Raw genomic sequence first — 11,740 nt, 5'->3', positions numbered from 1 at the left:
ATAGTTTATTCACATAGAAAGGTTACAATACCCCTATATTGTTGGGAGACAGTGTAGGGGGATTTTGTTATGAATTATAGAAAAACTATTCTAACTTCAATTCTAGCTGGATTTTCTATCGGACTTGGAGGATTTATTTTCCTATCAGTGGACAACAAAATAGTTGGTTCAGCCCTATTTAGCATAGGACTGTTTCTTGTTTTGACTATGCATTTTAGTCTATTCACAGGCAAGGTGTGTTATTTATTTGAGGGTAATTTTGAAAAGAATCTAATCAACATCATTCTTATCTGGTGCGGAAATTTTGTGGGCTCCTTTATTCTTTCATGCATCATTAAGTACACGCGACAAGGAACCAGCATTATGGAAAAGGCAAGTGCACTTTGTCAGGTGAAAAATCAGGATTCCTTTATCAGCCTGTTTTTGCTGGGAATAATTTGTAATATCTTTATTTTCATAGGAGTAGATGAATATAAGAAAAACGAACATGTGCTAGGAAAGTATCTTGCTATAATTCTTAGTGTAATGGGATTTATTTTAGTTTGCTCAGAGCACTGCGTTGCTGATATGTTCTACTACAACATGGCAGGCAATTATTCTGTTGATATGTTCAAACGTCTATTGTTTATAACTTTAGGGAATGCTTTGGGTGGTATAGCTGCTAATCATTTTGTAAAGAAATGCTAAGAGTTAATGAGAAATAGAATCAATAAAAAGTTGCAATTGCAACTTGATTCGGTTGCCATTAACTATAAAATAAGATTGTACAATGAAGTAAAAAAAAGCAGGAGGTGGCTCATGAGTAAATTAAATGAGAGAAAAGTAGCGGTTGTAGGTTGTGGATTTGTTGGCTCTGCATCGGCTTTTGCACTTATGGAAAGTGGATTATTTTCAGAGATGGTTCTCATTGATGTAAATAAGGATAAGGCCGAAGGTGAGGCCTTGGATATTAGTCATGGTTTACCTTTTGCAAAGCCTATGTCTATATATGCAGGGGATTACAAGGATGCCGAAGACGCAGCGGTTGTTGTAGTTACTGCAGGAGCAGGTCAGAAGCCAGGTGAGACCAGACTTGATCTTGTGAAAAAGAACGTGGGAATTTTCAAATCAATTATTCCTGAGATTACAAAGTACAATAAAGATGGAATTCTTCTTATAGTTGCAAATCCAGTGGATATTCTTACATCTGTTGCAGCAAAGCTTAGTGGGTTCCCTGAAAATAGAGTTTTTGGTTCAGGAACAGTTCTAGATACTGCAAGATTCAAGTATCTTTTGGGTGAACATCTTGATGTAGATAGTCGTTCGGTACATGCATTTATTATTGGAGAGCATGGTGATAGTGAGATAGCAGCATGGTCTTCTGCAAATGTATCAGGTATTCCGATCCATGATTTCTGCGAGATGAGGGGCCATTTTGAGCATGAGAAATCCATGAAGAGAATTGCTGATGATGTTAAAAATAGTGCTTATGGCATTATTGAAAAGAAGGGGGCTACATACTATGGCATTGCAATGAGCGTTAGAAGAATTTGCGAGGCTATCATTCGCGATGAAAAATCCATTCTTCCTATTTCTAGCATTCAGCATGGTGATTTTGGTATAGATGGAGTAGCGCTAAGTATGCCGGCTATTGTTGGTAGAAATGGTGTAGAAGGTTCTGTTCCAATCAAACTAAATGCAGATGAAATAGCTGCACTTCAGGAATCAGGAAATACATTGAAGAAGGTGCTAGACGAAGCCTTTTAGTGATGAAGTCTAGAGGATTAATACCTCAAGGTTTATTGACCTTGGGGTATTTTTGTGAAATTTTTGTAAAGATACTTGAAATGAACATATGAATATATTATCATATGTTCAAAGATTAGTTAAGGCTAACTATTATAGCTAGACGGGAGGTATTGATATGTCAGAGAAATTTTTGGAAGTAAAGGACATATATAAGGCTTACGGTACAGGCGACAGCCGACAAGAGGTTCTTAGAGGAACAGACTTTAGTGTTGCCAAAGGAGAGTTCTGTGTTTTACTTGGTCCATCAGGTTCAGGAAAATCTACTTTACTAAACATAATCGGTGGAATTGATAATGCCGATTCAGGTTACATTTCAATTGATGGTGAGAAGCTGAAGGATATGAACGAAAAAGCTCTCACAAATTATCGTAGAAAACATCTTGGATATGTTTTTCAGCTCTATAATCTAATACCAAATCTTAATGTAAAGGAAAACATTGAGGTTGGTGCATATCTTTCTGATAATCCACTTGATATTGATGATTTACTTAATACACTAGGTCTTTTTGAGCACCGCTATAAGCTTCCTAATCAGCTTTCAGGAGGACAGCAGCAGCGTACCTCAATAGGACGTGCTATCGTAAAGAATCCAAACATTTTACTTTGCGACGAACCAACAGGAGCTCTTGATTACAACACATCAAAGGAGATTCTTAGTCTTATTGAAAATGTAAATCAGCGCTACGGAAATACGATAATTATGGTTACTCATAATGAGGCAATTTCACACATGGCAGATCATACCATCAAGCTCCGCGACGGCGTCGTACGTAAGAATATAATCAACGATAACAAACTATCAGCAGCAGAGCTCGAATGGTAGTTAAGTGAGCCTAGGTCGCATAACCTTGGCAAGCGCGAGGAGGAAGGCTCCATGCCAAGGAAGGAGGGACCCTGTGGGAGGTTCCCTTGCTTGAGTATGGAAGGTGGCCTCCGGGAGCATGTTAAACTTGAAGACCTAGGCGGATTAAAGATTGGAGATGAGTATTATGAGAAACCCTTTGAGGAAGCGAATCTTCCGTGAGCTCTTGGCTGACTGGAAGAAATATATTGCTTTATTTGCAATTATGGTAATTACAATAGGTTTTGTCTCAGGCATGTTTGTTGCCAATGATAGTATGAACACTGCAGGTGAGGAAGCCTATGATAAATACAATGTTGAAGATGGTCACTTTGAATTAAAGGAAGAGGCCACTGACAAGCTTTTAGATGCAATTGAAGATGAAGGTGTTGTTACCTACAAGCAGTTTTATAAGCAGGTAAGTGAACGAATTCCAGATAAGAAGGATGCTGAAAAATCCAAGGTCAGAGTCTTTGTTATGAGGGATAAGGTTAACGGAACTTGTCTTATGGAAGGCGAGTATCCTAAGGCTAAGGATGAGATTGCTATTGATAGAATGCATGCCGACAATGTGGGAATAAAAATTGGTGATTTTATCAGGGTCGATGGATATAACATGAAGGTTACAGGCTTTGTAGCTCTCAGTGACTATAGCACTCTTTATGAAGATAATAGCGAGATTATGTTTAACGCTATCACCTTTGATGTGGCTGTAGTAACACAGGAAGGTTTTGACAGTATTAAGGGAGCTACGGTTTATCAATACGCATTTACTTATGACAAAGAACCAAAGGATACCGAGCAACAGAAGAAAAAGTCAGATGATTTTGTGGAGGAGCTTTACAAGCTTGCTGCCACAGGAGGAGATGTTGATAATCCAAATTTTGAGCATTTGAATGAAGTGACAGGATATCTTCCAGAGTATTTGAATCAGGCAACTCACTTTGCTCAAGAGGATATTGGAAAAGATAAGGTAATGGGCGAGGTTCTCCTCATTGTTTTAATTGGTGTTATTGCTTTTATTTTTGCCATAGCAATCAGTAATACCATTTTGAATGAGGCCTCTGTTATAGGCACCCTTAGAGCATCAGGATATAGAAAGGGCGAATTGCTTAGACACTATGTTACAGTTCCAATTCTTGTAACATTACTGGCTGCTGTTGTGGGAAATATATTAGGTTATACATTTTTCAAAAATGTGGTAGTTACAATGTATTACAATTCTTACAGTCTTCCTACTTACGAGACTTTATGGAATTCCGATGCCTTTGTAAAAACTACTGTATATCCGGTATTACTTGTAATTGCCATAAATTTCCTTGTTATTTCAAGTAAGTTACAGTTTTCACCACTTCAGTTCTTGAGAAGAGATTTGAGTAAATCAAAGAGACAGAAAGCGGTACGACTTCCAAAGTGGAGCTTTTTAAATAGATTCAGATTAAGAGTTCTCATGCAGAATGTAACTGGATATTTCACTTTATTCCTTGGTATTTTCCTGGTATTGGTTCTTCTAAACTTTGCAGTTGGTCTTCCAGCTACACTTGAGAATTATAAGAGTCATGCTTCAGAATTTATGATTACTGATTATCAGTATATTTTAAAGAAAACTGTTGATAATGATGGAAATGAAATATCAACTGGTGAAAAAGGTGCGGAAAAGTATAGCTCTAGAGTGCTTCTTACTATTGATGGTGTTCATGTGGATGAGGAGATTACAGCCTATGGCTACAACAAGAACAGCAAATATATAGCTCTTCCAGATGAGGCTAATAAGAATGATATTTGGGTATCAGAATCCTTTGCCGAAAAATTTTCATTGGAGGAAGGACAGAAGATTACTTTGAAGGAACACTACACCAGTGATACCTATGATTTCACAATTAAGGGAATCTATAATCAGCCTGGTATCATGGCGATTTTCATGCCAAATGAAAACTTTAATGATATCTTCGATTACGATGATGACCATTTCACTGGATATTTATCTACCGAAGAAATAACAGATATAGATGATGAGTACATACTTTCTGTTGTTACACAGGAGGATATTCTCAAAATGGTTAAGCAGCTTGATCATTCTATGGGAGCATACATGGATTATTTCGGATATGGATGTATGGCCTTAGCAGTTCTTTTGATTTTGCTTTTGACCAAGATTATCATTGAGAAAAACACTGTTTCTATATCTATGCTAAAGGTTCTAGGTTATACAAATGGTGAAGTAAACAGTGTGTTCATAAGACTTACAACTATCATGGTTATTATATTTGCCATAATTTCAACAAAGCTTAGTGATATTGTTCTTAATACCATGTGGGAAACAATTATGTACGGATTAAATGGTTGGTTCACATTCTATGCATCACCAAAAGACTATGTGAAAATGGTCGTTATGGTTATAGTTGCTTACTTGATAGTAGTGCTTCTTGATATGAGAAGAATTAAAAGGATACCTCTTACAGAGGCTCTAAAAAATGTTGAATAAAAATTTAATTTTTACGATGGGATTCTATGACTTTAAAGGTTATAGAATCCCTTTATTTATGGGAAAAAATGACCTCATTAGAGTAATACTATTCACCGGAGGTATAAGCGACACAATTCACAAAATGAGCACAGCTTGGACATATTTGTATGTTATAAACGAAGATGTTATTCACTCTTTAGGAAGGAGCGAATAAAGTTTAGTTGTAAAAATGGGGTTGGAAAAAATAAAAGGAGAAGTGAGTATGACAACTAAGCTCGTAAGTATTATTGGGGTTGATAGTCAGGTGGTAAGTATCATGGATAAGAAGGCTAAGATTAGGACCTTCAAGCAGTTCTATGATGCGACAAGAACAATTGAACAAAGAATGGAGTTGGCTGAAAAGACCAAGTTTAATGTGGCTACAATTACAAACTGGGCTGTTCAGGCAGAACTCTTAAGAGTGGATGCCATCTATCCAGACCTTGCTTTGGATATGATGAATGCTGGAATATACTCTGTTAAACAGCTGAAATCAATGACCACAAAAGAGGTTTTTGAGCTGGTAAAAAGCAAGGATGTATATTCAACAATTACTGAGGACAAAATTGATAAGATTCTGAAGAGCAGTGTTCGTTCAGCAAAAGCCTTTGAGGATGAATCTATCAGAAAGCATTTGGTGGATGAAGAAAATTCTATAACTGCTCCAACTATCTATAGTGATTTGAGCGATATGATTTCAAATCTTGGAAAGGGAATTGCAGAGGCTCAGTTAGCTTTGGATCAAAGCTCAATTGATATTCAAAATAGAATTCTCCAGGATGATCTTTTATATAATATGGGACTCCAGGCTACCTGGTATGTTATGCCAGAGGCAGAGTTTACCTTGAAGATGGATTATGCAGTCTCAGAAATGAGGGACACTACAGGACAGACATTGACCAGTTCTATAAGTGCTGTGCCAAGCAACGCCACCTTCAACAATATTTTTAAAACTGAAAAACGTGAGGAGAGTACCCTCAAGCTTAGATTTGTTCCTATTCCGGCTGAGGACAAGAAAACAAAAAGAATCTTTATGCCAGATTTTAGCTCATTTACTTCTGTGGAGGAGATTGAGGATGCTATGGAACAGTGCGGAATAGAAAACTATATTATTTCTCCAGAAGGGACTGATAAATACAGAGACGAAACAATCAAAGTTGTTGATCAAAGTCCTGAGCCACATACTTTGATGCTTCTTGATTCAGAGATTCCTGTGGTGACGGTTGAAAAGCAAAAAATGAAAACTGTTTCAACAAAACCGATCTTGCTTGATATAGATCATGGCAAGGTACCGGTGCCTTCATTAGAGGAAGTTTTGGCAGGTGAGATAGCTAAAGATACTGAGGATTCAGATAAGAAAGTAGAGAAAGGGGAGGTTGAGTAATGGCAAGTAAAACTACTGCACTTACATCAATTGGAGCAGCTCAATTGGCTCGTTCAGCAATGAGACGTAATGCATCTAAAAAGGCGGTAGATGCTTTTAACAAGTTGGAAGCTGAAGCAGCAGCATGTGAGCAAAAACAGAAGGAATTAGAGGCAATGCAGGATAAGCTTGCAGAGCAGGCTACTAGGCTTGCAGAGGCAGAAGCTGAAGCAGAGGCCGCTGAGATTAGAGCTAATACGGAAATAGAATATTTTAAACAGCAGAATGATGTTTTAAATAAACAGCTTTTACAGAAACAAGTGGAGGATGAGAAGAGAGTAAGTGCTTTTAATACAGAGGACATTTCAGATTATCTAAATCAGGTAATTAAAGATTTTAATGATAGTAATGCTTCTGACAGTAATATAGCTACCTATGTGATAAACAACATGGAAGTTGATCTTAAGGTGAGAGTATTTGGGGAAGAGACAAAAGATGCGGAGGATAATACGAAGAAGGTTTTGAAGCTTATTGCACCTAGCATTGCAGAAACCTCTGAGGACAGTTTGAGCAGTATCAAGATATCAATCCAGGCAGTCCCTAAGTAATTTTGCGATGTTTAGAATATTGACCAAGAAAGGAGGAGCTATATGGCATCAATAGGTCAAGAACTTTTAAATGTACCATTTGGTGATATGGTCATGCAGTTAGCACTAGCTATAGCCGAAGGCCAATACAAGATGGACAAGGCCAGCTGCGAAATTGCTGCTATGATGGGTGATGTTGATAAAGCACCTGTTGTAATTCCAACAGCAGATGGTTCAGAAAAAGTATCAATGATTGGTGCAGGCTTTCAGCCTACCTTTTATCAATTCACTGATACGATTATTGAAGTAAAGATTTCAATTACTATGAGCAAGTCCACAGAGGCATCTGTATCTGCCAAAGTAAAATGTTTCTGCGCTTCAGTAAATGCATCTTATTCATCAAAGTACTCTTACTCTGTTGAAGGTTCTAGCTTAATTCGAACCAAGATTACACCGGTTCCACCTAATGAGTTTTTACAGAAGCTATTGGAATTAAAGCTTAAAGTGGAACAGAAAAAGTATGAGAAGCTTATAGGTGATTTGGAAGAAGCTGCTGGCGAGAACGAAGAAGAGAATAAGGAAGGAGAAGGTGGTTCTAGCGAGGATACTGACAAGAATTCAAAAAAGGATTCTGACAAGGATAAAAATAAGGACGATGGTAACAAAAAATAAAAAATTATGTCCTAGTGAAGTCTCGTAGAAATCAAAATGTTAAGGAGATTAAATTATGAGTATTGGAACACAGCTTTTGGATGTGCCATTTGCAGATATGGTCACAAGCTTGGGTGAAGCCATTGCTAATGCTCAATACGCGTTGGATCAAAACTCTATTACTCTATTAAAAGAGATGGGAGTTGATGGAACCGTTTCATTACCATTCGTATCAGTATCATATAACAGCTCATATGATCCTAATAAACTAGGTGATGAAGAGAATTCTAACAATCCATTTAGCATTAACGATGCACCAATGCTAACTTCTATGATTGGTGCAGGCTTTCAACCAACTTTCTACCAATTTGCTGAGACTATTATTGAAGTCAAGATTGCAATTAAAATTTCTAGAGAGCGTGAGTACACCAGAAATAGAAATTCTAAGAGAGATGTCGAGGATAAGACAGAGAAAAAGCGTCCTGTTACCAGGTCTACAACGGTGGATGCTACTTACTCAAACAAGTACAATTACAGCGCTGAGGGTTCTAGCTTGCTTAGAACCAGATTGGTGCCTGTTCCACCAAACCAGACAATTTCTCAGCTTATAGACATGAGAAACAAGGTGATGGAAAAGTATTTCGAAATCGAAATTGCTAAATGTCAAAAGAGTCTGGATGATGCAACTGCAGCTTTAGAAAAGAATCAAAAGGAAATTGTTGCATTAGTTAATGAGAACACTTAGCAGTTAAAGGGATAAGAGCATCTCATTGTGCTCAAGCTGGATTCGGTGAGATGCTCCTATTTTGAGGATTGGATGTCAAATGGAAAGCTATGAGATGAAGGGGACAACTGAATTAGACGAATTAGAGCAGCTTCTTTTTTCAGAGGAATGTGAGGACGAAGGGGAAGATTTACCTTGGGAAAATGAAGAAATCTTTGTTTTTAACGAGTCTGCATCAGAAGCTTCATCAGAGGGACAATCCGAGAAGGAAGGGGCTTTAGGAGATGGTTCTTCTGATGAGGTGGATTCTGCGTTTCAGCTGGATAGTCTAGATAAAGATGAGCCAGATGTATTCGATGATTTCACCTTTAGTCTTGATTATAAGCCGGCTACACCAAGAGAATGGATAAAAGTTGTTAGATCTGAGCCTAAAAAGAAAGGCTTTGGCCAATTAAGTGCTGATGATTTTGATAATCTTAAGAAGAAAATGGGGGAAATAAAGAAGCCTAAGAAAAAGACGTATATTTCAAAAACGGTAAAGGCTTCAAAATCATCTAGAGTTTCAAAAGCTACAAAGCCGACAAAGGCACCGAAAACACTTGAGGTTACTAAGAAAACAAAATCCCAAGAAATAAAAAAAGCGGAAACAAAGCCTAAAAAGAAAAAAGTAGAAGTAGAGAGAGTAAAGACTCGTAAGAATCTAGAAATATCTACTAACAAAAAAGATAATAAGAAACTTACTGAAAAAAAAGTTAAAGACGATCCAATTATTAAACCTGTTAAGAAAAAAACATCTAAACCGTCAGTTCGGAAAAATAATATGAGCTTTAATGTAAAGCCAGTAAGTAATCAACGAAAAATGTTTGATAATGGAAAGGCTAAAACGAGTTTTATGTCATTAGATTCCACATCTAGGCACAAACAATCTAATGTCTTTAGTATGGATACTGATAACACAAGTAAAAGAAGGGGGGCACTTGACAATGGCAGATTTAGCATTTGAGGAACAGGTAAAGGCAGTAGGAAATCAATTGAAGGAACGAATCAATCTTGCTATATCCATAGCGGTTGACGAGGATAAGGAGTTTAAGCAGGCTGAGGAAGTTTTTCAGGAGGCTATGACCGTGTTGTCCTTTTACAATTGTAATGATGTAATTGTTGAGCAGCTTGTTAACTTTTCAAAGGTAGCTTATTGTAGGGAACTTTTTGATAAAGCCCTATATTATGCTGAAGAGGCAGTACGTAAAAGCGTAGCTGTTGAGGGTAGATTAACTGCAGAGGAAAATCTCCATTCTATGGCATATCGTATTTTCGAATTAATATTGGTGGCACCAGAGAGAATGAATGGAATAGTGGAAATAGAGGAAGTGGAGGATTTCTTAAAGCCTGAGGATTTCTGTTTTGCATTAGATAATTCCTATAATGCTAAAAAGCAGATCAGGACTGAGGATGATAAAGTTTTTGTTTCTACTATTTTAAAACAAATTTCTCTTGAGATTATGAGACAGGGACTTAGATATGAGAGAAATGGTGATAAAGAAGCAGCCCTTAAACTTTTTAGAGCGGTTATGCCTTATTTAAATGACAAGAGAGCTGAACTAATAAGTGAAGAGATAAAAAAGCTGGAGGTTTAATGTTATGGGCCGAAGTGAGGTAAAGCAAATTGCTGATATTCTCCATGAGATGGATATGAGAGCAGCTATGGCTTTAAACGAATGTAGACTTGATGATGCATTAAATATTTACCATGAAATATTGAAGGCACAGCAACAGCTTAAGCTGGAACAGTTTAGCGGACATACCCTGCTTAACATTGCAAATATCTATATGGCAATGGAAGCATATAGTGAAGCGTTACATTATATTGATGAGGCTGAAAAGCTAAAGACCATTCAGCGTTGCGATGAGGATAGTGCAAATCTACAGATGTTTCGCTCAAACTGTCTGTATAAGATGAATCAAGTGTCTGAAGCAGAAAATATTCTATTGAAAGAACTGAAGAAAAATAAGGATAGACGAGCTTGTGGAAAGATTCAGCTTATGCTTTATTCCTATTATATGGATGCAAAAAAGAACTCCAAGGCTAGAAGTAGCATAGACAGTGCCATCAATAATTTCAAAACTGCTGGTGACAATAATGAGCTTATTAGGGCATTGAATTGTCGAGCTGATTATTTTACAGCGGTTGGACAGAATGTTTATGCAGAATTGGATAGAAGTGCAGTAAACAATCTTGTAAAAAATACCCCAGGGCTTTAAAGCCTTGGGGCATTTTAATATCTTATTCTTCTATTCGTATAAAGCGTCAGTGCAACCAACATCCTTATGGTTTAAATCTTTATAGAGAGCATAGGTTAAGCATTTCAAGCCGCCCTTGCAGAAGGTTTCATGCTCGCAGCCCTTACAATCCTCAGGAGTAGTATCTTCTCTTAACATCTTCAAGGTTGGGCTATTCATGTATAGCTCGTACATATCCTCAGAAAGAAGATTACCTACTACAATAGGCATACGACGACAAGGTACCAGGTCACCGTTTTCCATAACAGTCAGGAGACTATCTCCTGCGGTACACTGGTATGGATAGTCGTTGGTGAAGATGAATTGCAGTGCACGATACATGGAAATCCTGGTTTTGCTATGCTTTTGCATAAGCTTAAAGCGTTCAGCTTGCATCAGCTTAAGATACGCTGCAGTTTCTTTGCTATCCATTATAAGCTCTACATCTTTTTCATCTCCAAGGGGGATAAATCTATCAGACCATACATTATCAACCTTATGCTTCTTGGCAAACTTAACCACCTTAGGAAATTCTTTGCAATTTATCTTTGTGGCGGTGAAGGATATGGAAACAAAGATTCCGAATTTTTTTAGGGAGTCAATTGCTTTACCAACCTTTTTGTATACGCCTTTGCCTCGAATATAGTCATTGGTACGCTTTCCACCTTCAAGGCTCACCTGAACATATTCAGGATTGTAGCTACTTATTTTTTCTGCTACCTCAGGGGTAATAAGGGTACCATTAGTCAGAATAGAAAAGCTGTACAAATCACTATCCTTTTTAAATTCCTCCAACAGTTTATAAAAGTGAGGAGAGCAAAGGGGCTCTCCTCCAGTAAGATTTATATGTCCTTTTACATCAAGCTTTTTAAGAAGCTGTCTATACTGATTGAGGATAGATAAAAGCTGATCATATTCTAATTGTATAGGCGTATGACTTTCCTGATAGCAGTGAAGGCATTTTAAATTACAGGCTTCACCGATATGCCATTGCATTACAAAT

Annotated in this window: 12 protein-coding genes; 11 read left to right on the top strand and 1 reads right to left on the bottom strand. The window is 37.4% G+C overall.

Annotated features, from left to right (window positions below):
- Window positions 1-69 precede the first annotated feature (69 nt).
- The 11 genes from BLR54_RS04015 (at window position 70) to BLR54_RS03960 (ending at window position 10,719) form a co-directional block, all read left to right on the top strand.
- Window positions 70-687, top strand: coding sequence for a formate/nitrite transporter family protein (locus tag BLR54_RS04015; RefSeq protein WP_090417157.1), 618 nt, complete (start codon window positions 70-72; stop codon window positions 685-687).
- A 111-nt stretch (window positions 688-798) separates the two neighbouring features.
- Complete coding sequence (locus BLR54_RS04010) at window positions 799-1,746, top strand: L-lactate dehydrogenase (protein ID WP_090417155.1); 948 nt, start codon at window positions 799-801, stop codon at window positions 1,744-1,746.
- Between the two features lie 157 nt (window positions 1,747-1,903).
- Window positions 1,904-2,611: an ABC transporter ATP-binding protein gene (locus BLR54_RS04005; protein WP_090417153.1), complete on the top strand. Its 708-nt coding sequence runs from the start codon at window positions 1,904-1,906 to the stop codon at window positions 2,609-2,611.
- Between the two features lie 166 nt (window positions 2,612-2,777).
- Window positions 2,778-5,114: an ABC transporter permease gene (locus BLR54_RS04000; protein ID WP_242871194.1), complete on the top strand. Its 2,337-nt coding sequence runs from the start codon at window positions 2,778-2,780 to the stop codon at window positions 5,112-5,114.
- Between the two features lie 244 nt (window positions 5,115-5,358).
- A complete protein-coding gene (locus BLR54_RS03990; protein ID WP_176761845.1) occupies window positions 5,359-6,519 on the top strand; it encodes a DUF4332 domain-containing protein in 1,161 nt (386 codons plus the stop codon).
- Window positions 6,519-7,106, top strand: coding sequence for a hypothetical protein (locus BLR54_RS03985; protein ID WP_090417144.1), 588 nt, complete (start codon window positions 6,519-6,521; stop codon window positions 7,104-7,106). The genes BLR54_RS03990 and BLR54_RS03985 overlap by 1 nt, the downstream gene beginning before the upstream one ends.
- A 42-nt stretch (window positions 7,107-7,148) precedes the next feature.
- Window positions 7,149-7,757, top strand: coding sequence for a hypothetical protein (locus BLR54_RS03980; RefSeq protein WP_090417142.1), 609 nt, complete (start codon window positions 7,149-7,151; stop codon window positions 7,755-7,757).
- 55 nt (window positions 7,758-7,812) lie between these two features.
- The gene (locus BLR54_RS03975; RefSeq protein ID WP_090417140.1) at window positions 7,813-8,481 is read left to right on the top strand and encodes a hypothetical protein; all 669 of its coding nucleotides are present in this window, start codon (window positions 7,813-7,815) and stop codon (window positions 8,479-8,481) included.
- Between the two features lie 79 nt (window positions 8,482-8,560).
- Window positions 8,561-9,463 (top strand): hypothetical protein, encoded by a 903-nt coding sequence (locus tag BLR54_RS03970; protein WP_090417138.1) that lies wholly within the window; start codon window positions 8,561-8,563, stop codon window positions 9,461-9,463.
- Entirely contained in the window at window positions 9,444-10,094 is a 651-nt protein-coding gene (locus BLR54_RS03965) for a hypothetical protein (protein WP_090417136.1), read from the top strand. The genes BLR54_RS03970 and BLR54_RS03965 overlap by 20 nt, the downstream gene beginning before the upstream one ends.
- 4 nt (window positions 10,095-10,098) lie before the next feature.
- The gene (locus BLR54_RS03960) at window positions 10,099-10,719 is read left to right on the top strand and encodes a tetratricopeptide repeat protein (protein WP_090417134.1); all 621 of its coding nucleotides are present in this window, start codon (window positions 10,099-10,101) and stop codon (window positions 10,717-10,719) included.
- Between the two features lie 30 nt (window positions 10,720-10,749).
- Here BLR54_RS03960 and BLR54_RS03955 read toward each other — a convergent pair whose 3' ends face one another.
- Window positions 10,750-11,733 carry a radical SAM/SPASM domain-containing protein gene (locus BLR54_RS03955; RefSeq protein ID WP_176761844.1) on the bottom strand — a complete coding sequence of 328 codons (984 nt, stop codon included), beginning with the start codon at window positions 11,731-11,733 and terminating at the stop codon, window positions 10,750-10,752.
- Window positions 11,734-11,740 lie beyond the last annotated feature (7 nt).

The organism is Pseudobutyrivibrio sp. YE44 (genome assembly GCF_900104335.1).
Lineage (GTDB): Bacteria > Bacillota > Clostridia > Lachnospirales > Lachnospiraceae > Pseudobutyrivibrio.
Note: the sequence above shows the minus strand (reverse complement) of the source record. Positions and strands in the feature narration are given on the sequence as shown.

Bases quoted from the DNA above. Each gene is read 5' to 3' on its own strand.
- BLR54_RS03975 (WP_090417140.1), top strand. From the start codon at position 7,813: ATGAGTATTGGAACACAGCTTTTGGATGTGCCATTTGCAGATATGGTC.
- BLR54_RS03970 (WP_090417138.1), top strand. From the start codon at position 8,561: ATGGAAAGCTATGAGATGAAGGGGACAACTGAATTAGACGAATTAGAG.
- BLR54_RS04005 (WP_090417153.1), top strand. From the start codon at position 1,904: ATGTCAGAGAAATTTTTGGAAGTAAAGGACATATATAAGGCTTACGGT.
- BLR54_RS03955 (WP_176761844.1), bottom strand. From the start codon at position 11,733: ATGCAATGGCATATCGGTGAAGCCTGTAATTTAAAATGCCTTCACTGC.
- BLR54_RS03990 (WP_176761845.1), top strand. From the start codon at position 5,359: ATGACAACTAAGCTCGTAAGTATTATTGGGGTTGATAGTCAGGTGGTA.
- BLR54_RS04015 (WP_090417157.1), top strand. From the start codon at position 70: ATGAATTATAGAAAAACTATTCTAACTTCAATTCTAGCTGGATTTTCT.
- BLR54_RS03980 (WP_090417142.1), top strand. From the start codon at position 7,149: ATGGCATCAATAGGTCAAGAACTTTTAAATGTACCATTTGGTGATATG.
- BLR54_RS03985 (WP_090417144.1), top strand. From the start codon at position 6,519: ATGGCAAGTAAAACTACTGCACTTACATCAATTGGAGCAGCTCAATTG.
- BLR54_RS03960 (WP_090417134.1), top strand. From the start codon at position 10,099: ATGGGCCGAAGTGAGGTAAAGCAAATTGCTGATATTCTCCATGAGATG.
- BLR54_RS04000 (WP_242871194.1), top strand. From the start codon at position 2,778: ATGAGAAACCCTTTGAGGAAGCGAATCTTCCGTGAGCTCTTGGCTGAC.
- BLR54_RS03965 (WP_090417136.1), top strand. From the start codon at position 9,444: ATGGCAGATTTAGCATTTGAGGAACAGGTAAAGGCAGTAGGAAATCAA.
- BLR54_RS04010 (WP_090417155.1), top strand. From the start codon at position 799: ATGAGTAAATTAAATGAGAGAAAAGTAGCGGTTGTAGGTTGTGGATTT.